Below are 21,509 nucleotides of genomic sequence, written 5' to 3' on the forward strand. Positions count from 1 at the left end.
GCCGCAGGCCCCGCCCGCCCGAAGGCACGCAGGCCCCGCAGGCGCCGCAGGCACCGCAGGCCTGACAGCGCGCCAGACAGAAGTCCGTCAGCCCGACAGACCGTCAGAAGCCCCCCAGCCCCTCAGAAGTGAGGTGACGGCCCCATGGCCGAGACCACAACCACATACGCCGGAAGCACCCTCACCGCCGACCTCGCGCCCGGCTCACTGATCACCCAGGACGGGCAGATCCAGTGGGCCGGGCTTCTCATCGGCCCCGGCACGCCGTTCAACGTCGACCGTTCCGGTCTCCAGGGCTGGGAGGACCTGCCCGAGTACGACTCCTCCGACGCCGACCGGCCCACCTCGCACGGCGCCTGGCCCGGCTCCCGCTACGCCAAGCCGCGCAAGATCGGCGGCACGATCGTGCTGATGCCGGAGTACTCCGGCGCGGCCGAGGCCATCCGCGCCCTGCGCCAGTCGCTCGCCCTGCTCGACGAGGAGCGCTGGCTCACCGTCCGGCTGCACGGCGAACTCCTCGCCGTGCGCGCCCGGATCGCCCAGCGCGTGGTCCCCGCCGACCAGGGCTTCGCCACCCAGGGCAGCTCCAAGATGTCGATCCAGTGGCTGGCCTCCGACCCGCGCCGCTACAGCGTCAACGAGCAGTCCGCCTCCACCACTCCCCCGCAGCCGGAGTCCGGCCTGACCTGGCCGCTGACCTGGCCGCTCAACTGGGGCCAGGCCAAGTCCACCGGTGACGCCGTCGCCGAGAACACCGGCTCCGCCGCCACCCACCCGGTGATCGTCTTCCGCGGCCCCTGCTCCATGCCGACCGTCACCGAGCGGGTCTCCAAGCGCCGCCTGCGGTACGCGATCGACCTCGCCGCCGGCGACGAGCTCGTCGTCGACACCGCCAACGGCACGGTGATGCTCAACAACACCGCTTCCCGCCGCCACACCGCGATGGCCGACTCCAGCCCCGAGGAGCTGTTCCTCCTCGAACCGGGCCGTACGGAGCTGTCGTTCCGTCCGGACGCGGCCACCTCCGACGCGCTGATGACGGTCCGCTGGCGCAGCGCCGAGTGGTGACCGAAGCCCCCGACCGCCCCTCCCGGAAGAGGTGAACACCCCATGACCGTACGAGCCGCCTGGCTCCAGTCCACGGGCCAGACCCGAGAGGACACCCGGATCGCGCTGTCCGCGCTGCTCACCCCCAGCGGCGCGAACGCCTCCGCGCCCGCCCTGCGTTCGCGGCCCGGCATCGTGCCGGGCGGCTTCGTGCTGACCGGCAGCTCCGCGATGCAGTGCACCATCGGCACCGGCCGGGCCGTCCTCCAGGGCAACGACACCGCCCAGGGCGCGTACATGATCGCGGTGACCGCGCCCGAGACGCTCACCATCGCCGACGGCGACCCGCAGTACGGCCGGATCGACCTGATCGAACTGGCCGTGCTCGACGACGCCTACGACAATGCGGGCTCCACCGACGCCGTGATCCGGCTGATCAAGGGCACGCCCGCGGCCACCCCGGTGGCCCCGTCCTCCGGCCCCGGCAGTGCCTTCCCGCTCTACACGATCTCCGTGCCGGCCGGCACCTCGGCCGGCACCGGCGGCATCGGCTGGACCTCCAGCGCCGTCACCACCAAGCACTACCCGATGACGGCGCTCGGCGGCATCATGCCGACCAGCGGCTTCAACGGCGTGTACGCCGGCCAGTACCGCGACGTCGCGGGCCAGCTCCAGCGCTGGGACGGCAGCCTCTGGGCCGGGTACCCGAAGGCGATCGGCGGCATCGCGCCCAACGGCACGATGACGACCGGCGGCTACACCGGCCAGTACCGCGACAACGCCGGCATCCTGCAGCGCTGGGACGGCGCGGCCTGGCAGTACGCCGAGGGCAAGGCGACCGTCCTGTTCAGCGTCTCGCAGACGTCGATGCAGAGCGTGCCGGCCGGCACCTGGACGCCGATCACCCTGAACAACGTCGACATCGACGACTTCACCGGCTGGAACGGCACCGACAGCTTCGTCGTCCCGCGCACCGGCTGGTGGCGGGTCTCCGCCCACATCGCCTGGAACGGCGACTCCACCACCGGCGTGCGCGGCGCCCGCATCCACCTCGGCGGCGTCGGTGTCCCCCGGATGACGTGGCTGACCCAGGCGTCGACCGGCGCCGTCACCGTCGGCGGCGAGGGCCTCATCAAGCTCACCGCTGGCAACGTCCTGCAGCTCGCCGGCTACCACAACCACACCGCCGCCGTCCGCACCCTCGGCGGCTCGGGCTACTACAGCACCCTGACCGCCCAGTGGATCAGGTCCTGACCGCCCCCTCCCACCGCACCTCCCCGATTGGAGAACCCCCATGGCACTGCGCAGCAGCTGGGTCGCCGAGACCGGCCAGACCCGCGAGGACACCCGCCTCAACCAGGTCGGCGCGACCACCATGGTCAACCCCGTCCAGGTCCGCTCCGGCATCCTGCCGGGCTCCTACGACGGCAAGTGGCGGCTGTCCGGCTTCTGGATGGACAAGGCCTCCGCGATGACGGCGACCGTCGCCGAGGGCCGGGCCGTCATCCAGGGCGACATCTCCCAGGGCGTCTACCCGGTGGCCCTGCCGGCCGCCGAGCAGGTCACCTTCGCCGCGGGCGACGCCCAGTACGGCCGGATCGACCTGGTCGTCCTGAAGGTCTACGACAACCTCTACGACGGCAGCAACCGCAACGAGGCGAAGGTCGAGATCATCCAGGGCGTGCCCGGCCAGGCCCCCCAGGCGCCGGTGGCCCCGCCGCGCAGCCTCGCGCTGTACGAGGTGACGGTCCCGGCCGGCGCCAGCGCGGGCAACGGCGGCATCCCGTGGGCCACCTCCCTGAAGGACCTGCGCACGCCGGTCGTCTCCCTCGGCGGCATCCTCCCGGTCGAGGGCCCGGTCCAGCCGGGTGCCCACCCGGGCCAGTACCAGGACACCGCCAACAACCAGTTCCAGCGCTGGGACGGCGGCAAGTGGGTCGCCTACCCGGAGGCCGTCGGCGGCATCGTCCCGTCCTCCGCGTCCACCCTCCAGGGCAGCTACACCGGCCAGTACCGGGACGGCGCGGGCGGCCGGATCGAGCGCTGGAACGGTTCGGCGTGGGCGCCCGCCGTCCCGGGGCCGTACTTCACCGACTCGCTGGACTCCAGCTACACCACCTCGACGACCTGGGTGAACACGCTGACCAACCGGGGCGTGGTGTCCCTCAGCTTCGTCGCCCCCGCCTCGCGGCAGGCCGTCCTCACCTTCGGCTCGCGGATCCAGCTGGTCGGCACGGGGGCCGGCGTCGGCTTCATGGGCGTGAAGGTCACCCAGGGCGCGGCCGTCCACTCGGACGTGAACGACTCGAACGCGGTGGTCGCCGCCGCCCCCGGAAACCTCTCCGTGGCCACCACCCAGCGCCTCCAGAACCTCACGGCGGGCGCCACGTACACGGTCACCGCCTACTACCGGGGGACGAACACCGCTCTGCAGACCTGGTTCAACAACACCTTCCTCCAGGTCACCCCGCAGCACTGAGCCCAGCCCCCGCCCGCCGCCCCACCACAGGAGTCCACCATGCCCGTACGTTCCGGATGGCTGATGCCCACCGGGCAGACCCGCCAGAACACCCGCGTCACCAACATCGGCGCCACCACCCCCGTCAACCCCCTCGGCGTCCGGTCCGGCATCCTGCCCGGCACGTACGACGGCAAGTACCGGGTCGGCGGCCTGTGGATGAGCTCCACCGGCCCGATGACGGCCACCGTCTACCACGGCAGGGCCGTCATCCAGGGCGCCACCACCGACGGCGCCTACCCCGTCGCCCTCGACGAGGACATCACCATCACCTTCGCCGACGGCGACCCGCTCAACGACCGCATCGACCTCGTCGTGATCCGCGTCTACGACAACGACGTGGACGCCCTCGGCAAGTACGACGCCGGCATCGAGATCGTCAAGGGCACCCCGGCGGCCGCCCCCGTCGCCCCGGCCGCGCCCGCCCGCTCCCTCACCCTGTTCTCGGTGAAGGTGAAGAAGGGCGCCTCCGCCGGCACCGGCGGCATCGACTGGGTGGGCGGCGCCGCCACCGACCTGCGCACCACGACCGTCTCCGCCGGCGGCATCCTGCCCGTCTACAACAACGCGGGCGTGGCCGGCGCCTACCCGGGCCAGTACCAGGACAACGACAACGCCCACTTCCTCCAGCGCTGGGACGGCACCGCCTGGATCGCCTACCCCAAGGAGATCGGCGGCATCGCGCCCAGCGGCACGATCACCACCGGCAGCTACGCCGGCCAGTACCGCGACTACAACGGCGGCCAGCTCCAGCGCTGGAACGGCACCGCCTGGGCGGCCTACCAGCCGCCGGTCGAGGTCGAGACCGTCAGCACCTCGGCGGCGACCCCGGCCGCCGGATGGACGCTGAACGGCTTCGCGGGCCGCAGGACCCGGGGCGTGGCCACCGTGTCCGTGACGGTGACCCGCAGCGGCGCCGACCTCACCGCCACCTCCGCGGGCAACCTCAGCCCCGACGAGCTGGTGGCCACCATCCCGGTGGGCTGGCGCCCCTCGTTCGCCTACGAGGCCACCGGCACCGACTTCTACGGCCAGGGCTCCTTCACCTTCTCCACGGACGGCAGCGTCCATGTGCGCACCTGGTCCGCCAACGGCGTCCTGACCGCCGGCCGGAACATCCGCATCACCGCCACCTACGTCCTGTAAGGGGGCCCTCGATGGCAATCGACACGCCCTACCGGGCGATCTTCTGCGACCTGCTCACCGACCAGACGCTGGACATCCTCCCCCTGCGGGACGTCTCCTTCGACGACTACATCGGCAAGGCGGGCTCGCTCTCCGGCACGATCCCCATCCCCGACAAGGCCATCGCCGACCGGGTCAAGAAGGTCCGCGAGGGCCGCACCGCGGTCTACCTGGAGCGCGGCGGCGACCTGTGGTGGGGCGGCATCGTCTGGACCAGCACCCTGCAGTCCAGCGGCCGCGGGGTGCTGACCCTCGGCATCCAGGCCGCCACCTTCGACTCGTACGCCGGACGCCGCCGCATCCGCACCGACATCACGTACGACACCCCCACCGACCAGGTGGAGATCGTGCGCCGGCTGTGGCGCGAGCTCGACGTCCAGGCCTACCCCGACGCCCCCGCGGGCGAGGACCCCCGCCGCCTCGGGATCACCTTCGGCGACGAGCTGCCCAAGTTCCAGAAGACGGCCTCGTGGCGCAAGGGCGACGAGACCGTCTACCTGGAGGCCCTCGACCAGCTCGCCGCCACCGAGAACGGCTTCGAGTACCAGATCCTGGTCTACCGCGACCCGGTCACCGGCTCGCGGATCCGGCAGCTCCGCATCGGCGAACCCAAGATCGTCACCGGTGCGACCGACCTGATCTTCGACCGGCCCGGCGTCATCCTGTCGTACTCCTTCCCGTACGACGCGACCCGCGGCGGCACCACCGCCCTGGCCCGCGGCGCCTCCACCAACGCCAACGCCGCCGCCGAGTCCCGGCCGATCTACTCCACCCAGCAGTACGCGAGCGACCTGCTCGTGGACGGCTGGCCGCTGATCGACCTGTCCTCGGACCACAACGAGATCACCGACCCGCTCGCGCTCGACTCGGTGGCCGCCACCGAGCTCAGGCAGGCCCGCGGCGCCGTCGTGATCCCCTCGGTCTCCATCCACCTCGGCGGGATCGTCCCGCCGCAGCTCCTCGGCCGCGTCGCCCGCATCCGGATCACCGACGAGTGGTACTCCCAGGGCCTCGACGCCCGCTACCGCATCATCGGCGCCAAGGTCACCCCGCCGGAACGCGGCCGCCCCGACACCGCCGAGCTCTACCTCGAGGAGGCCTGATGCCCCAGCTGCCCGAGGACATCATCGACCGGCTCAACCAGATGGAACGCCGGCTCAAGGCCCTGTCCACGGCCGTGAACACCCGTCCCGCCGTCAACGAGTTCCGTCCCCCGCAGACGACCGGCAGCGTCACCATCACCCGGCCGCTGTTCCGGATCTTCGACGGCTACAACCACGAGATCTTCGCCGACGACATCATGACCGGCGGTCTCGCCCGGCCCTGGCTGCAGCTCATGCCGCCGCTGGCCAGCGACACGGCCAAGTGGCCCTCCACCACCGCCGCCACGTTCACCACGATCGCCCGCTGCCTCAACCCCATCTGGCAGCCGAAGATGCGCCTCTCCATCGGCACGGCGGCGTCCAGCGGCGGCACCGGCCAGGTGCGGGTCCTCGTCGACGGCACCCCCTTCGGCCCCACCGTCACCGCCGGCACCACCTACGACTACCTCGGCCTGCTGCCCGGCGACATGAAGACCCGCTTCGGCCAGACGATGACCGTCGAGATCCAGGCCCTGGCCACCGCCGGCACGGTCTACGCCCAGCCCCTGCTCATCCACGGCGCCCAGACCTGAACCGCCCGCGGCAGACCACAAGGAGCACCCCATGAACATCGACCCCACCCAGCCCTGGGGCGTCGCCATCGACTACGCGGGCCGCGCCACCGTCACCGAGGACGGCCACACCCTCGTCGTCCGCGTCTACGACAACACCATGGGCTACACCCTCCAGCGCGACCCGGTCACCGGCCAGTACCCCTCGGTGTACGTCACCGCCGAGGTCACGGAGAAGGGCACCGGCGACGCCGTCCTGCGCGGTTCGGGCCTGGTCGTCGTCGCCGCCGAGGACGGCGTCCCGGCCGTCCCCGACCAGACCGCCGCCCAGCGGGCCGTGACGGCCGCGCTCGCCGACTTCGAGACCCGCCGGGCCGCGAGCGCCGCGCTGTGCGCGGCCTGGGCCCCGACGGCCCCCGCCCCCACCCCGTAACCCGGGCCCCCACCCGTACGCACGCCCGGCCGGCTTCCCCGGTGCGGGCCTTTCTCATGTCCGGAGGACACCAGATGGCCACTCCCCTCACCGCGGACCGGTTCGTCGCCGCGCTCCGCGCCGAAGGCGTCACCGTCGTCGAGCACCCCGGCTGGCGCACCCACAACCGCAACCACGTCGGCGCCTGGGGCCCGGTCACCGGCGTGATCATCCACCACACCGTCTCCGCCGGCACCGCCAACACGGTCGAGATGTGCTTCAACGGCTACGAAGGGCTGCCGGGCCCGCTCTGCCACGGCGTCATCGCCAAGGACGGCAGCGTCCACCTCGTCGCCAACGGCCGCGCCAACCACGCCGGCGGCGGCGACCCCTCCGTCCTCCAGGCCGTGATCAGCGAGACGTACGGCGACCGCCCGCCCGCCCCGCGCGCACACCAGGGCAGCGCAGGCGCCGTCGACGGCAACTCCCGCTTCTACGGCTTCGAATGCGTCAACCTCGGCAACGGCACCGACCCCTGGCCGCCCGCCCAGCTCGACGCCATCGAACGGGTCTCCGCCGCCCTGTGCCGGGCCCACGGCTGGGGCGCCCGCTCCGTCATCGGCCACAAGGAGTGGTCGGACTGGAAGGACGACCCCCGGGGCTTCGCCATGCCGACGATGCGCGACCGGGTCCAGGCCCGGCTGAACAAGGCCCCCGCCAGGCCCGCCCCCGACGCCGGCAAGCCGGCCGCCCCCCGCCTCCAGCCCTTCCCGGGCACCTCGTTCTTCCGCCGGGAGACGAGCTCCCCGATCATCACCGCCATGGGCCGCCGCCTCGTCGCCGAGGGCTGCTCCGCGTACACCGTCGGCCCCAGCCCCCGCTGGGGCGAGGCCGACCGGCTCAGCTACGCGAAGTGGCAGCACAAGCTCGGCTTCCGCGGCTCCGACGCCGACGGCATCCCGGGCGCCGCCTCATGGAACGCGCTGAAAGTCCCGTACACGAAGTGACCCAGAGGAGCAGACCGATGTCCGATGCCGCCAAGCGCACGGCCCGTACCGTCCTCCAGTCCGCCGTGGGCATCGCCGTCGTGCTCCCCGCGATCGTCGACGCCTCCGGCATCCCCGCGACCCTCCCCTGGGTCGCCGGGGCCCTCGCCGTCGCCGGCGGGCTGGCCCGGGTGATGGCCCTCGACCTGGTGCAGAACCTGCTGCCGTCCTGGCTGCGCCCCACCCCGGGCGGTGCCGATGACCGAGCCTGACCCGAACGACCCCGTCGCCGTCGCCCTCGAACTGGAGCGGCTCCGCGGCACCCTGGAGGCCGGCTTCGCCCGCGTCGACGGCTCGCTCGCGCTGCTCGTGCAGCGCAGCGACCAGACCGACAAGCAGCTCGCCGACCACGAGGCCCGCCTGGACGCCCTGGAACGGTCCCGCTGGCCACTGGCCAGCATCGGCGCCCTCGCCGCGGTGGCGACGGTGGCCGTCACGGCCTGGGAGCTGGCGGCCCGCTGAGGCACCCGACCGGGGAGGCGGGGCCACCCGGACCCAGCGCCGGGCGGCCCCGCCTCCCGCCCCTTGCCGGGCCCCGGCAGGAAGCACCTCCCCACACGACCGGCCCGTGGCCCTGTCCCCCGGGGCCGTACGGGCGGACACTGCACAGAGGCCCGACCAGCCGACGAAGGGGGACCGTCATGGCGACGGACGACCACGATCCGCCCGTATCCCCGCACGCCCCGTCCATCGGTCACGACGCCGGCGTCCACACCGACGTCCACCTCACCCTCATCGAGTACGGCGCGGTGGCCGCCGAGTACGCCGCCGCCGCGACCCATCCCGAAGCACCCCGGGCGATCGTGGACGACTACGCCATCGTGGTCGACGCCCTCGCGCTCGCCCGCCGGGTCCCCACCGAAGACGTCCCCGCCGTCCTCGCCGTCGGCACCCGGGCACTCCTGCGCGTGCACCGCGCGCTCCTCGGCTAGCCGAAGGCCGCGCACACGCCGAAGGGCGGCCACCCCGCACGGGGTGACCGCCCTTCGGTCAAGCGACTCGCTTACTGGTTGTACGGACCGTAGTCGTAGTCCTCCAGCGGAACGGCCTGGCCGGAGCCCGAGCCGAACGGCGAGTAGTCGATGTCGTCGTAGCCGACGGCCGAGTACATCGCGGCCTTGGCCTCCTCGGTCGGCTCGACCCGGATGTTGCGGTAGCGGGACAGACCCGTACCGGCCGGGATGAGCTTACCGATGATGACGTTCTCCTTGAGGCCGATGAGGCTGTCGGACTTGGCGTTGATCGCCGCATCCGTCAGGACTCGGGTCGTCTCCTGGAAGGAGGCGGCCGACAGCCAGGACTCCGTCGCCAGCGAGGCCTTGGTGATACCCATCAGCTGCGGACGGCCGGAGGCGGGGTGACCGCCCTCGGTGACCACACGACGGTTCTCGGTCTCGAACTTCGACCGCTCGACCAGCTCGCCCGGCAGGAGCTCCGCGTCGCCGGACTCGATGATCGTCACGCGGCGCAGCATCTGCCGGATGATGATCTCGATGTGCTTGTCGTGGATCGACACGCCCTGCGAGTTGTAGACCTTCTGGACCTCGCCGACCAGGTGGACCTGGACCGCGCGCTGACCGAGGATCCGGAGCACGTCGTGCGGGTTGGTGGCACCCACGGTGAGCTTCTGGCCCACCTCGACGTGGTCGCCCTCGCCCACGAGCAGACGGGCACGCTTCGAGATCGGGAACGCCGTCTCGTCGGTGCCGTCGTCCGGGGTGACGACGATCTTCTTGGTCTTCTCGGTCTCCTCGATGCGGACGCGACCGGCCGCCTCGGAGATCGGGGCGACACCCTTCGGCTGCCGCGCCTCGAAGAGCTCGACGACACGGGGCAGACCCTGGGTGATGTCGTCACCGGCCACACCACCGGTGTGGAAGGTACGCATCGTCAGCTGGGTACCGGGCTCACCGATGGACTGGGCGGCGATGATGCCGACCGCCTCACCGATGTCGACCAGCTTGCCGGTGGCGAGCGAACGGCCGTAGCAGAACGCACAGGTACCGACGGCGGACTCACAGGTCAGGACCGAACGGGTCTTGACCTCCTCGACGCCCGCGTTGACCAGGGCGTCGATGAGCACGTCACCCAGGTCGACGTTGGCCGGCGCGATGACCTTGCCGTCGACGACGACGTCCTCGGCGAGCATCCGCGCGTACACGGAGGTCTCGACGTCGTCCGTCTTCCGCAGGACACCGGCCTCGTCCTTGGCCGCGATCCGCAGCTTCAGACCGCGCTCGGTGCCACAGTCCTCCTCGCGGATGATGACGTCCTGCGAGACGTCCACCAGACGACGGGTCAGGTAACCCGAGTCGGCGGTACGCAGGGCGGTGTCGGCGAGACCCTTACGGGCACCGTGCGTCGAGATGAAGTACTCGAGGACGGAGAGGCCCTCACGGAAGGACGCCTTGATGGGACGCGGGATGGTCTCGTTCTTGGCGTTCGACACCAGACCACGCATACCGGCGATCTGCCGCATCTGCATCATGTTTCCTCGGGCACCCGAGTCAACCATCATGAAGATGGGGTTCGTCTTGGGGAAGTTCGCGTTCATCGCCTCGGCGACCTCGTTGGTCGCCTTGGTCCAGATCGCGATGAGTTCCTGCGTGCGCTCTTCCTTGGTGATCAGACCGCGCTCGTACTGCTTCTGGACCTTCTCGTCCTGCGCCTCGTAGCCCTTGACGATCTCCTTCTTCGCCTCGGGAACGACGACGTCGGAGATGGCCACGGTGACACCGGAACGGGTCGCCCAGTAGAAGCCCGCCGCCTTCAGGTTGTCGAGCGTCGCCGCCACGATGACCTTGGGGTAGCGCTCGGCGAGGTCGTTGACGATCTCGGAGAGCTGCTTCTTGCCGACGGAGTAGTCGACGAACGGGTAGTCCTCGGGCAGCAGCTCGTTGAAGAGCGCGCGGCCCAGCGAGGTCTTCAGACGGAACGAGTCACCCTGCTGCCACTCCGGCTCGCCCTCCTCGGCGACCGGGGGAACCCAGCCACGGGGAGCGACGGTGCCGACCGGGAAGCGGATCTCGATCTGCGACTGCAGCGCGAGCTCGCCGGCGTCGAACGCCATGATCGCCTCGGCCGTCGAGCCGAACGCGCGGCCCTCGCCCTTGGTGTCACGGAGCTCACCGTCGGTGGTGAGGAAGAACAGACCGAGGACCATGTCCTGGGTCGGCATCGTCACCGGACGGCCGTCGGCGGGCTTGAGGATGTTGTTCGAGGACAGCATCAGGATGCGGGCCTCGGCCTGCGCCTCCGCGGAGAGCGGCAGGTGGACGGCCATCTGGTCACCGTCGAAGTCCGCGTTGAACGCGGTGCAGACGAGCGGGTGGATCTGGATGGCCTTGCCCTCGACCAGCTGCGGCTCGAAGGCCTGGATGCCGAGGCGGTGCAGCGTGGGCGCACGGTTCAGCAGAACCGGGTGCTCGGCGATGACCTCTTCGAGGACGTCGTACACGACCGTGCGGCCGCGCTCGACCATCCGCTTCGCCGACTTGATGTTCTGCGCGTGGTTCAGGTCGACCAGGCGCTTCATCACGAACGGCTTGAAGAGCTCAAGCGCCATGGCCTTCGGCAGACCGCACTGGTGCAGCTTGAGCTGCGGGCCGACGACGATGACGGAACGCGCCGAGTAGTCGACACGCTTGCCGAGCAGGTTCTGACGGAATCGACCCTGCTTACCCTTCAGCATGTCGCTGAGGGACTTCAGCGGACGGTTGCCGGGGCCCGTGACCGGGCGACCACGACGGCCGTTGTCGAAGAGGGCGTCGACCGCCTCCTGGAGCATGCGCTTCTCGTTGTTCACGATGATCTCGGGCGCGCCGAGGTCGAGAAGCCGCTTCAGACGGTTGTTGCGGTTGATCACGCGGCGGTACAGGTCGTTCAGGTCGGAGGTCGCGAAGCGGCCACCGTCGAGCTGCACCATCGGACGCAGGTCCGGCGGGATGACCGGCACGCAGTCGAGAACCATGCCCTTGGGGCTGTTCGCGGTCTGCAGGAACGCGGAGACGACCTTGAGGCGCTTGAGCGCACGGGTCTTCTTCTGGCCCTTGCCGGTGCGGATGATCTCGCGGAGGCGCTCGGCCTCCTCCTCCAGGTCGAAGGACTCCAGGCGCTTCTGCAGCGCCGCGGCACCCATCGAACCGTCGAAGTACGTGCCGAAGCGGTCACGCAGCTCGCGGTAGAGGAGCTCGTCGCCCTCCAGGTCCTGGACCTTGAGGTTCTTGAAGCGCGACCAGACCTCGTCCAGACGGTCGATCTCGCGCTGCGCGCGGTCGCGCAGCTGCTTCATCTCGCGCTCGGCACCCTCGCGCACCTTGCGGCGCACGTCGGCCTTGGCGCCCTCGGCCTCCAGCTCGGCGAGGTCGTTCTCGAGCTTCTTGGCGCGGGCCTCCAGGTCGGAGTCGCGACGGTTCTCGATCTGCTGACGCTCGACGGAGACGTGCGCCTCCAGGGAGGGCAGGTCACGCGTACGACGCTCGTCGTCGACGTACGTGATCATGTACGCCGCGAAGTAGATGACCTTCTCCAGGTCCTTCGGGGCGAGGTCGAGCAGGTAGCCAAGGCGCGACGGGACGCCCTTGAAGTACCAGATGTGGGTGACGGGGGCGGCGAGCTCGATGTGGCCCATCCGCTCACGGCGCACCTTCGCGCGGGTGACCTCGACGCCACACCGCTCACAGATGATGCCCTTGAAGCGGACACGCTTGTACTTGCCGCAGTAGCACTCCCAGTCCCGGGTCGGACCGAAGATCTTCTCGCAGAAGAGTCCGTCCTTTTCGGGCTTCAGGGTGCGGTAGTTGATGGTCTCCGGCTTCTTGACCTCGCCGTGGCTCCACTGACGGATGTCGTCAGCGGTGGCCAGACCGATCCGGAGCTCGTCGAAGAAGTTGACGTCGAGCACTATGCGTCAATCCCTCTCAGGGTTGTAAGGCTGTGGGGTCTGATACGGGGGTCCTGGGGCCGGCGGGGGGACCATCACTAGTCCCCCTGCCGGACTCCCGTCAGACCTCTTCGACGCTGCTCGGCTCGCGCCGGGACAGGTCGATGCCGAGCTCCTCCGCTGCGCGGAAGACGTCCTCGTCGGTGTCACGCATCTCGATGGACATGCCGTCCGAGGACAGCACCTCCACGTTGAGGCACAGGGACTGCATCTCCTTGATGAGCACCTTGAAGGACTCGGGGATGCCGGGCTCAGGGATGTTCTCGCCCTTGACGATGGCCTCGTAGACCTTCACGCGGCCGGTCACGTCGTCGGACTTGATCGTCAGCAGCTCCTGGAGGGCGTACGCGGCGCCGTAAGCCTCCAGCGCCCACACCTCCATCTCACCGAAGCGCTGGCCACCGAACTGGGCCTTACCACCCAGCGGCTGCTGGGTGATCATCGAGTACGGACCGGTCGAACGCGCGTGCAGCTTGTCGTCGACCAGGTGGTGGAGCTTGAGGATGTACATGTACCCGACGGAGATCGGGTCCGGGAACGGCTCGCCGGAGCGGCCGTCGAACAGCCTCGCCTTACCGGTCGGGAGCACCATGCGCTCGCCGTCGCGGTTCGGGATGGTGTGCTGGAGCAGACCCGCGAGCTCGTCCTCACGCGCACCGTCGAAGACCGGGGTCGCGACGTTGGTGCCGGGGGCGACCTGGTCGGCGCCGATCGCCTGGAGGCGCTGCGCCCACTCGTCCGCGAGACCGGAGACGTCCCAGCCGCGGCTGGCGAGCCAGCCGAGGTGGATCTCCAGGACCTGTCCCGGGTTCATTCGGGACGGGACACCCAGCGGGTTGAGGATGATGTCGACCGGAGTTCCGTCCTCGAGGAACGGCATGTCCTCGATCGGAAGGATCTTCGAGATGACACCCTTGTTGCCGTGACGGCCGGCGAGCTTGTCACCGTCGGTGATCTTGCGCTTCTGGGCGACGTAGACGCGGACCAGCTGGTTCACGCCCGGGGGAAGCTCGTCGCCCTCCTCGCGGTCGAAGACGCGGACGCCGATGATCTTGCCGATCTCGCCGTGCGGGACCTTCAGCGAGGTGTCACGGACCTCACGGGCCTTCTCACCGAAGATCGCGCGGAGCAGGCGCTCCTCCGGGGTCAGCTCGGTCTCACCCTTGGGCGTGACCTTGCCGACCAGGATGTCGCCGGCGACGACCTCGGCACCGATGCGGATGATGCCGCGCTCGTCGAGGTCCGCGAGGACCTCCTCGGAGACGTTCGGGATGTCCCGGGTGATCTCCTCGGGGCCGAGCTTGGTGTCACGGGCGTCGACCTCGTGCTCCTCGATGTGGATCGAGGAGAGGACGTCGTCCTGCACGAGGCGCTGCGACAGGATGATCGCGTCCTCGTAGTTGTGGCCCTCCCACGGCATGAACGCCACGAGGAGGTTCTTGCCGAGCGCCATCTCGCCGTCTTCGGTGGCGGGACCGTCGGCGAGGACCTGGCCCTCGATGACGCGCTGCCCCTCGTCCACGACGACCTTCTGGTTCACAGAGGTGCCCTGGTTGGAGCGGGAGAACTTGTGCAGGCGGTACGTGATGTACGTGCCGTCGTCGTTGGCGACCGTGATGTAGTCGGCCGACAGCTCCTGGACGACACCGTCCTTCTCGGCCTTGAGCACGTCGCCGGCGTCGGTGGCGCAGCGGTACTCCATGCCGGTGCCGACGAGCGGGGCCTCCGACTTAATGAGCGGGACGGCCTGACGCATCATGTTCGCGCCCATGAGGGCACGGTTGGCGTCGTCGTGCTCGAGGAACGGGATCATGGCGGTCGCGACCGACACCATCTGGCGCGGCGAGACGTCCATGTAGTCCACGTCCGACGGCTCGACGTAGTCGACCTCGCCGCCACGCTTGCGGACGAGGACGCGCGGCTCGGAGAAGCGGAGCTCGTCGTTGAGCGCGGCGTTGGCCTGCGCGATGACGAACCGGTCCTCCTCGTCGGCGGTGACGTAGTCGACCTCGTCGGTGACCTGGCCGTCGACGACCTTGCGGTACGGCGTCTCGATGAAGCCGAACGCGTTGACGCGGCCGTACGAGGCGAGCGAACCGATCAGACCGATGTTCGGGCCTTCGGGGGTCTCGATCGGGCACATGCGTCCGTAGTGGGACGGGTGCACGTCTCGGACCTCGAAGCCGGCCCGCTCACGGGAGAGACCACCAGGGCCCAGAGCCGAGAGACGACGCTTGTGCGTCAGACCCGACAGCGGGTTGTTCTGGTCCATGAACTGGGACAGCTGGCTGGTGCCGAAGAACTCCTTGATGGAGGCGACGACCGGCCGGATGTTGATCAGGGTCTGCGGCGTGATCGCCTCGACGTCCTGGGTGGTCATCCGCTCGCGGACGACGCGCTCCATACGAGCCAGACCCGTGCGGACCTGGTTCTGGATGAGCTCGCCGACGTTGCGCAGACGACGGTTGCCGAAGTGGTCGATGTCGTCGGTCTCGACGACGATCTCGTTGCCGTTCTCGCCGATCGTCTCGGTCTCGCCCGCGTGGAGCTTGACCAGGTACTTGATCGTGGCGATGACGTCGTCGGTGGTGAGGACACCGGCGTCCAGCGGCTCGTCGGCGCCGAGCTTCTTGTTCACCTTGTAGCGGCCGACCTTCGCGAGGTCGTAGCGCTTCGGGTTGAAGTAGAGGTTCTCGAGCAGCGTCTGAGCGGCCTCACGGGTCGGCGGCTCGCCCGGACGGAGCTTGCGGTAGATGTCCAGCAGCGCGTCGTCCTGGCCCTGGGTGTGGTCCTTCTCCAGGGTGGCGCGCATCGACTCGTACTCGCCGAACTCCTGCAGGATCTGCTCGGTGGTCCAGCCGAGAGCCTTCAGGAGGACGGTGACGGACTGCTTGCGCTTGCGGTCGATGCGGACACCGACCAGGTCGCGCTTGTCGATCTCCATCTCCAGCCAGGCACCCCGGGACGGGATGATCTTGGCGGAGAAGATGTCCTTGTCGGACGTCTTGTCGATGGAGGAGTCGAAGTAGACACCGGGGGAACGGACCAGCTGCGACACCACGACACGCTCGGTGCCGTTGATGACGAAGGTGCCCTTGTTCGTCATGAGCGGGAAGTCGCCCATGAAGACCGTCTGGGACTTGATCTCGCCGGTCTCGTTGTTGGTGAACTCGGCGGTGACGAAGAGCGGGGCGCCGTACGTGAAGTCACGGTCCTTGCACTCGTCGATCGAGTTCTTCGGCGGCTCGAAGCGGTGGTCGCGGAAGGTCAGCGACATCGACCCGGAGAAGTCCTCGATCGGGGAGATCTCCTCGAAGATCTCCTCCAGACCGGACTTCGTGGGGACGTCCTGTCCCGACTCAAGGGCAGCCTCGACGCGAGCCTTCCAGGCGGCATTGCCGAGCAGCCAGTCAAAGCTCTCGGTCTGCAGCGCGAGGAGGTTCGGAACCTCGAGGGGCTCCTTGATCTTTGCAAAGGAGATGCGCAGCGGGGCGGTGCTTGCGCCGTTGTTCGTATTGGTCGAGGCGTTGCGCGAGGCGGCCAAGAGGGGGTCCTTCCGAGGGCTCGGACTCACTACGCGCGTACCGGTCCCCAGCAACGCTTCACGGCAGACTTTTCCTGAGATGACCAAAAGGCCAGGTCAGACGGGGTCGGTCCACGAAGCTGATGCGAAGGTATGCCCCTGGTGACGGGCAGGGGGCAGCTAACAGGCAGCGCAAAGGGTCAGTGTAGCCACTTGGCTCACTGATGTCCAGGGCGACTTCTTCGCGACCCTCGTTGCTCTCAACTCCGCGGTACCTCGCGCCGTGCGGCGCACCTCGATACTGCCCGTTCAGCCGTCGATCCATGCCTCGGAAACGGATCGTTGTGACGACGCGTCCTGAGAATTGCGCGCTGCGTGCGGTTCGTCAAGACCCGCCGGTCTGCGGGGCGCACGGCGAAGATCACCATACTCCGCTTCCGGCGGCCCGCAGGACCCCCGCCACGCCCGTTTCCCGGGAACGCCGAAAGGCGACCACCCAGTTGGGTGATCGCCTCTCGGTGCCTCCGCGTTACACGGGGGCAGGAGTCAGCTCAGCGAGCCGAAACGGTCTTACTTGACCGTGACGGAGGCGCCGGCGGCCTTGAGGGACTCGGCAGCCTTCTCGGCGGCCTCCTTCGCGACCTTCTCGAGGACCGGCTTCGGGGTGCCGTCGACGAGGTCCTTGGCCTCCTTCAGGCCGAGGGAGGTGAGCTCACGCACGACCTTGATGACCTGGATCTTCTTGTCGCCGGCACCCTCGAGGATGACGTCGAACTCGTCCTGCTCCTCGGCGGCCTCGGGGGCAGCGCCACCGACGGCGGGGCCGGCAACGGCGACGGCCGCGGCGGCGGTGACGTCGAACTTCTCCTCGAAGGCCTTCACGAACTCGGAGAGCTCGATGAGGGTCATCTCCTCGAACTGGGCGAGGAGGTCGTCCTGAGAGAGCTTCGCCATGATGGGCGATCCTTCCACTAATCTCGGCAGGTGCCGATGTGTCTTTAGAGGCGGGCGTAACGGCCCGCTACGACCCGCGCACTAGGCGGCGCGGATCAATGCGCGAGCCGAATTACTCGGCACCGCCCTGCTCGGCGAGCTTGACGCGAAGCGCTTCCGCGGTGCGGACGAACTTCGACGGCAGCGCCTGGAAGAGCGAGGCAGCCTGAGACTGCTTGCCCTTGAAGGCACCGGCCAGCTTGCTGAGCAGAACCTCGCGGGACTCGAGGTCCGCAAGCTTCTTGATGTCGTCGGCGGAGAGAGCCTTACCGTCAAGGACACCGGCCTTGATGATGAGGTTCGGGTTCTCCTTGGCGAAGTCACGCAGGGCCTTCGCCGACTCCACCGGGTCACCGGTGACGAAGGCGACCGCGGTCGGACCAGCGAAGTGCTCGTCCAGTGCGGTGATCCCGGCCTCGTTGGCCGCAATCTTGGTCAGCGTGTTCTTCACCACGGCGTACTGGGCGTTCTCACCGAGCGAACGACGCAGCGTCTTGAGCTGCGCCACGGTGAGACCCCGGTACTCGGTCAGCACGGCGGCGTTGGAGCTCTGGAACGCGTCCTTGAGCTCGGCCACCGATGCAGCCTTGTTGGGCGTCGGCATAGTGCTTCGGCCTCCTTCCGGGTGATGAGGACCGCTCAGAAGGAGGCTGAACAAAACAAAACGCCCCGGGCGCAGGCGCACGGGGCTGAGCTCGACCGGACACGAAGTCCGGGAACTTTCCACAGTCACCTGCGCGGGTCGTCCGTTGTCAGCGGATCCTTCGGCCACCGCACCCGAGAGGGGCACAGCAACGACCAGCGGTCTTTGGCTTCTGTGGAAGAGTACGTGACGGGTTCGGCTTCGGGCAAATCAGCCCTGGTCGGTGTTCTTGCCGAAGTCCTTCATCATCTCGAAGAGGTCCACGGTGTCCTTGGCCGGCGGGGCCTGGACGGCGGCCTTGGTGCCGTAGTCGGTGTAGTCGGCCCGCATCTGCATCGTGCCCTTGGCCATGGTCATGCCGATGTCCATGCGCGCCGGGTAGCCGTCCTCGGTGACCCAGAGCTCGGTGTCGTAGCCCTTGAGACCCGCCTGCTTCACGCTGGCGATGAGCTTGTCGTGGTCCTCCTTGGAGAGGACCTTCGACGACTCGTTGGCCTTGAGCATCTGCTCGAAGGTGAGCGTGCCCTTGTAGTGCTGGGTCTCCATGCCGTTGATCTTCTCGGCACCCATGTGCCTCAGGTCCGGGGAGTCCAGGAGCAGGGCGAGCTGCTGGGCCGGGTCCTGGTTCATGTTGTCCAGGCCGCCGGTCATCTGCTTCTGCAGCGCCTTGTCGCCGGAGGCGTCGGCCGCGTCCCTCATGTCGAGCTTCATCCAGCGCTTGCCGTCCATCTCGGCGGCCTGCTTGGCACCCATGTCCATGTACATGACCTGGTCGAGCATGATCATGTGCATCTGCTCGGGGCCGTCCGGGCTGCCGGCGGAGAGCATGGAGCTCTTCATGGTGATGTCCATGACCGCCGGGTTCCAGCCCTGCACACCGGTCATCTCGATCGTGCCGGACTCGGCGCCGAGCCCCTCCATGGTCATCGTCATCTTGACCTTGGCGGCCTTGGCCGCCGAGGTCTTCGCGTACGCGGCCTGGATGACCTGCGTGGCGTCCCCGTGGTCCTGCACCTCGGGAGCGACCGGAGCGGCCCCCTTGGCGTCCCCGCCGTCCTGACAGCCCGCGACGCCGCTCACGGCCACCACGGCCGTGAGGGCGACGCCCGCGCGCTTCCATGCGGACTTGTTCATGAGCGTTCCCCACCCCTTGATCCAAGGTCTTTACGGTTCCTTGAACCGTAACAAAGAGCCGGCCCCGCACCTCCGGAGAGGTGCGGGGCCGGCTGACCACTCAGTGAACCGATGAGGTTCAGACCGCGGCCGGGTCCTCCTCGACGAGGAGGTTGCGGGTGCGGTTGGAGTCCAGCGGGATGCCGGGGCCCATCGTCGTCGTGAGGGCCGCCTTCTTGATGTAGCGACCCTTCGCGGCGGACGGCTTCAGACGGAGGATCTCCTCCAGGGCCGCGGCGTAGTTCTCGACCAGCTTCGTGTCATCGAAGGAGACCTTGCCGATGATGAAGTGGAGGTTCGAGTGCTTGTCGACGCGGAACTCGATCTTGCCGCCCTTGATGTCGTTGACAGCCTTCGCGACATCGGGGGTGACGGTGCCGACCTTGGGGTTCGGCATGAGACCACGCGGGCCGAGGACGCGGCCGAGGCGGCCGACCTTGCCCATGAGGTCCGGGGTGGCCACAACGGCGTCGAACTCGTTCAGGCGGTTGCCCTTGGAGATCTCGTCGATGAGCTCGTCGGAGCCGACGATGTCGGCGCCCGCGGCGATCGCGGCCTCGGCACGCTCACCGGTCGCGAAGACCAGGACCCGGGCGGTCTTGCCGGTGCCGTGCGGGAGGTTCACGGTGCCACGGACCATCTGGTCGGCCTTGCGCGGGTCGACGCCCAGGCGGAAGGCGACCTCGACGGTGCCGTCGAACTTGGTGGTGGCCGTCTCCTTGGCGAGACGGACGGCCTCGAGGGGGGCGTAGAGCCGCTCGCGGTCGATCTTGGCGTCCGCGGAGCGGAGAGCCTTGCTGCGCTTCACTGCTTCTCCTGTGGTTCAGGGGTGGAGTCGTGGTGCGGGCCGCGCAGGCCCTACCACTGAAGGGTCAAACGGGGGGTGATCAGCCCTCGACCGTGATGCCCATGGAACGGGCGGTGCCAGCGATGATCTTGGACGCGGCGTCCAGGTCGTTGGCGTTGAGGTCGGGGAGCTTGACCGTGGCGATCTCGCGGACCTGGGCGGCCGTGAGCTTGGCGACCTTGGTCTTGTGCGGCTCGCCGGAGCCCTTCTCCACACCCGCGGCCTTGAGGATCAGCTTGGCGGCCGGCGGAGTCTTGGTGATGAAGGTGAAGGTGCGGTCCTCGTAGACCGTGATCTCCACCGGCACGACCATGCCACGCTGCGACTCGGTCGCGGCGTTGTAGGCCTTGCAGAACTCCATGATGTTGACGCCGTGCTGACCGAGCGCGGGGCCGACCGGCGGGGCCGGGTTGGCCGCACCAGCGTTGATCTGGAGCTTGATAAGCCCCGTGACCTTCTTCTTCTTGGGAGGCATTGCTCTCTCCGGGTCCTAGTGAGAGTGTTCAGCCCGCCTTCCGGTCATCCGGATGCAGGCATACCGCACAACGATAACGGGTATAGACGTGCGGCCAAAAACCGAGCAGGTCAGAGCGGCTTCGAGAGCCACTCTGACCTGGTCGGAAGACGGTGAGATCAGTTCTTCTGAATCTGGTCGAAGCTGAGCTCGACCGGGGTCTCGCGACCGAAGATCTCGACGAGGCCCTTGACCTTCTTGGAGTCCGGGTTGATCTCGTTGATCGTGGCCTGGAGGGTCGCGAACGGGCCGTCGGTGACGGTGACCGAGTCGCCGACCTCGAAGTCCAGGACCTGGACCTCCAGCTTGCGGGCCGGAGCCGGCTTGCCCTCGGCCTCGGCGGCCTCGCGGGCGGCCTTCTCCTCGGCCTCCGGGGCGAGCATCTTGACGATCTCGTCCAGGGTCAGCGGGTACGGGTCGTAGGCGTTGCCCACGAAGCCGGTGACACCGGGGGTGTTGCGGACGACGCCCCAGGACTCGTTCGTCAGGTCCATGCGGACGAGAACGTAGCCGGGAAGCTTGTTCTGCTTGACGTTCTTCCGCTCGCCGCCCTTGATCTGGACGATCTCTTCCTCGGGGACCTCGGCCTGGTAGATGAAGTCCTCGACGTTGAGCGAGACGGCACGCTGCTCGAGGTTGGCCTTCACGCGCTTCTCGTAGCCCGCGTAGGTGTGGATGACGTACCACTCGCCGGGGAGGGTGCGGAGCTCCTCGCGGAGCGCGGCGACCGGGTCGACCGGGGCGGCCGGCTCGGCCTCCTCCTCGGTCTCTTCCTCGGCGTCCTCGACCTCTTCGGCCTCGGCGGTCTCGTCCTCGTCGGACTCCTCGACCTCGTCGGCCTCGTCGATCTCGACGTCCTCGTCCGCAGCGTCCTCTGCAGCGTCGACCTCGACGTCCTCGACGTCCTCGTCGGCGGCCTCGACGATGTCCAGCTCGTCCTCGACGGACTCGGACTCGAAGGCGTCGTTCAGGTTCGCGTCAGACACGGTGGCTGCTTCTTCCTGCGATACAG

Annotated in this window: 19 protein-coding genes; 11 read left to right on the forward strand and 8 right to left on the reverse strand. The window is 68.9% G+C overall.

Translation table 11 applies throughout. The annotated features are described in order from the left end of the window. Positions 1–144 precede the first annotated feature (144 nt). From ACF07V_RS02865 to ACF07V_RS02915, 11 genes are all read left to right on the forward strand, one after another. Positions 145–1,068, forward strand: a complete 924-nt coding sequence (locus ACF07V_RS02865) for a phage distal tail protein (protein ID WP_392151076.1) — start codon at positions 145–147, stop codon at positions 1,066–1,068. A 42-nt stretch (positions 1,069–1,110) separates the two neighbouring features. Next, positions 1,111–2,301 carry a hypothetical protein gene (locus ACF07V_RS02870; RefSeq protein ID WP_392151077.1) on the forward strand — a complete coding sequence of 397 codons (1,191 nt, stop codon included), beginning with the start codon at positions 1,111–1,113 and terminating at the stop codon, positions 2,299–2,301. 40 nt (positions 2,302–2,341) lie between these two features. After that, a complete protein-coding gene (locus tag ACF07V_RS02875; RefSeq protein WP_392151078.1) occupies positions 2,342–3,526 on the forward strand; it encodes a hypothetical protein in 1,185 nt (394 codons plus the stop codon). A gap of 39 nt (positions 3,527–3,565) precedes the next feature. Next, entirely contained in the window at positions 3,566–4,711 is a 1,146-nt protein-coding gene (locus ACF07V_RS02880) for a hypothetical protein (RefSeq protein ID WP_392151079.1), read from the forward strand. Positions 4,712–4,722: 11 nt separating this feature from the next. Beyond that, positions 4,723–5,853, forward strand: coding sequence for a hypothetical protein (locus ACF07V_RS02885; RefSeq protein WP_392151080.1), 1,131 nt, complete (start codon positions 4,723–4,725; stop codon positions 5,851–5,853). Beyond that, a complete protein-coding gene (locus ACF07V_RS02890; RefSeq protein ID WP_392151081.1) occupies positions 5,853–6,425 on the forward strand; it encodes a hypothetical protein in 573 nt (190 codons plus the stop codon). Before ACF07V_RS02885 ends, ACF07V_RS02890 begins: the two co-directional genes overlap by 1 nt. Before the next feature lie 31 nt (positions 6,426–6,456). Beyond that, the gene (locus tag ACF07V_RS02895; RefSeq protein ID WP_392151082.1) at positions 6,457–6,837 is read left to right on the forward strand and encodes an ATP-binding protein; all 381 of its coding nucleotides are present in this window, start codon (positions 6,457–6,459) and stop codon (positions 6,835–6,837) included. A gap of 74 nt (positions 6,838–6,911) precedes the next feature. Further along, a complete protein-coding gene (locus ACF07V_RS02900) occupies positions 6,912–7,823 on the forward strand; it encodes a peptidoglycan-binding protein (RefSeq protein WP_392151083.1) in 912 nt (303 codons plus the stop codon). Between the two features lie 17 nt (positions 7,824–7,840). After that, positions 7,841–8,074, forward strand: a complete 234-nt coding sequence (locus ACF07V_RS02905; RefSeq protein ID WP_116159371.1) for a hypothetical protein — start codon at positions 7,841–7,843, stop codon at positions 8,072–8,074. Continuing rightward, on the forward strand, positions 8,061–8,324 hold the full coding sequence (locus ACF07V_RS02910) for a hypothetical protein (RefSeq protein ID WP_392151084.1): 264 nt from the start codon (positions 8,061–8,063) through the stop codon (positions 8,322–8,324). The genes ACF07V_RS02905 and ACF07V_RS02910 overlap by 14 nt, the downstream gene beginning before the upstream one ends. Before the next feature lie 179 nt (positions 8,325–8,503). Next, on the forward strand, positions 8,504–8,794 hold the full coding sequence (locus tag ACF07V_RS02915; protein ID WP_392151085.1) for a hypothetical protein: 291 nt from the start codon (positions 8,504–8,506) through the stop codon (positions 8,792–8,794). Positions 8,795–8,865: 71 nt separating this feature from the next. Here the strand turns inward: ACF07V_RS02915 and ACF07V_RS02920 are convergent, their stop codons facing one another. From ACF07V_RS02920 to nusG, 8 genes are all read right to left on the reverse strand, one after another. Further along, positions 8,866–12,765 (reverse strand): DNA-directed RNA polymerase subunit beta', encoded by a 3,900-nt coding sequence (locus tag ACF07V_RS02920; protein ID WP_041130748.1) that lies wholly within the window; start codon positions 12,763–12,765, stop codon positions 8,866–8,868. A gap of 100 nt (positions 12,766–12,865) precedes the next feature. Next, on the reverse strand, positions 12,866–16,348 hold the full coding sequence (gene rpoB, locus ACF07V_RS02925) for a DNA-directed RNA polymerase subunit beta (protein ID WP_369145937.1): 3,483 nt from the start codon (positions 16,346–16,348) through the stop codon (positions 12,866–12,868). Positions 16,349–16,897: 549 nt separating this feature from the next. Then, positions 16,898–17,281: a 50S ribosomal protein L7/L12 gene (gene rplL, locus ACF07V_RS02930; protein ID WP_033202007.1), complete on the reverse strand. Its 384-nt coding sequence runs from the start codon at positions 17,279–17,281 to the stop codon at positions 16,898–16,900. Positions 17,282–17,393: 112 nt separating this feature from the next. Then, entirely contained in the window at positions 17,394–17,924 is a 531-nt protein-coding gene (gene rplJ, locus ACF07V_RS02935; protein WP_030687887.1) for a 50S ribosomal protein L10, read from the reverse strand. A gap of 249 nt (positions 17,925–18,173) precedes the next feature. Beyond that, positions 18,174–19,097, reverse strand: coding sequence for a hypothetical protein (locus ACF07V_RS02940; protein WP_392151086.1), 924 nt, complete (start codon positions 19,095–19,097; stop codon positions 18,174–18,176). A gap of 118 nt (positions 19,098–19,215) precedes the next feature. Further along, positions 19,216–19,944 (reverse strand): 50S ribosomal protein L1, encoded by a 729-nt coding sequence (gene rplA / locus ACF07V_RS02945; RefSeq protein WP_360800191.1) that lies wholly within the window; start codon positions 19,942–19,944, stop codon positions 19,216–19,218. A gap of 79 nt (positions 19,945–20,023) precedes the next feature. After that, complete coding sequence (rplK, locus tag ACF07V_RS02950) at positions 20,024–20,458, reverse strand: 50S ribosomal protein L11 (protein ID WP_030687894.1); 435 nt, start codon at positions 20,456–20,458, stop codon at positions 20,024–20,026. Between the two features lie 158 nt (positions 20,459–20,616). Beyond that, positions 20,617–21,483, reverse strand: a complete 867-nt coding sequence (nusG, locus tag ACF07V_RS02955) for a transcription termination/antitermination protein NusG (RefSeq protein ID WP_392151087.1) — start codon at positions 21,481–21,483, stop codon at positions 20,617–20,619. Between the last annotated feature and the right edge of the window lie 26 nt (positions 21,484–21,509).

The sequence above is a fragment of the Streptomyces sp. NPDC015661 genome, from assembly GCF_043077765.1.
Taxonomy (GTDB): domain Bacteria; phylum Actinomycetota; class Actinomycetes; order Streptomycetales; family Streptomycetaceae; genus Streptomyces.

Excerpts from the sequence above, each read along its gene's own strand:
- ACF07V_RS02865 (WP_392151076.1), top strand. The coding sequence starts at position 145 with ATGGCCGAGACCACAACCACATACGCCGGAAGCACCCTCACCGCCGAC.
- ACF07V_RS02870 (WP_392151077.1), top strand. The coding sequence starts at position 1,111 with ATGACCGTACGAGCCGCCTGGCTCCAGTCCACGGGCCAGACCCGAGAG.
- ACF07V_RS02875 (WP_392151078.1), top strand. The coding sequence starts at position 2,342 with ATGGCACTGCGCAGCAGCTGGGTCGCCGAGACCGGCCAGACCCGCGAG.
- ACF07V_RS02880 (WP_392151079.1), top strand. The coding sequence starts at position 3,566 with ATGCCCGTACGTTCCGGATGGCTGATGCCCACCGGGCAGACCCGCCAG.
- ACF07V_RS02885 (WP_392151080.1), top strand. The coding sequence starts at position 4,723 with ATGGCAATCGACACGCCCTACCGGGCGATCTTCTGCGACCTGCTCACC.
- ACF07V_RS02890 (WP_392151081.1), top strand. The coding sequence starts at position 5,853 with ATGCCCCAGCTGCCCGAGGACATCATCGACCGGCTCAACCAGATGGAA.
- ACF07V_RS02895 (WP_392151082.1), top strand. The coding sequence starts at position 6,457 with ATGAACATCGACCCCACCCAGCCCTGGGGCGTCGCCATCGACTACGCG.
- ACF07V_RS02900 (WP_392151083.1), top strand. The coding sequence starts at position 6,912 with ATGGCCACTCCCCTCACCGCGGACCGGTTCGTCGCCGCGCTCCGCGCC.
- ACF07V_RS02905 (WP_116159371.1), top strand. The coding sequence starts at position 7,841 with ATGTCCGATGCCGCCAAGCGCACGGCCCGTACCGTCCTCCAGTCCGCC.
- ACF07V_RS02910 (WP_392151084.1), top strand. The coding sequence starts at position 8,061 with ATGACCGAGCCTGACCCGAACGACCCCGTCGCCGTCGCCCTCGAACTG.
- ACF07V_RS02915 (WP_392151085.1), top strand. The coding sequence starts at position 8,504 with ATGGCGACGGACGACCACGATCCGCCCGTATCCCCGCACGCCCCGTCC.
- rplL (WP_033202007.1), bottom strand. The coding sequence starts at position 17,281 with ATGGCGAAGCTCTCTCAGGACGACCTCCTCGCCCAGTTCGAGGAGATG.
- rplJ (WP_030687887.1), bottom strand. The coding sequence starts at position 17,924 with ATGCCGACGCCCAACAAGGCTGCATCGGTGGCCGAGCTCAAGGACGCG.
- ACF07V_RS02940 (WP_392151086.1), bottom strand. The coding sequence starts at position 19,097 with ATGAACAAGTCCGCATGGAAGCGCGCGGGCGTCGCCCTCACGGCCGTG.
- rplK (WP_030687894.1), bottom strand. The coding sequence starts at position 20,458 with ATGCCTCCCAAGAAGAAGAAGGTCACGGGGCTTATCAAGCTCCAGATC.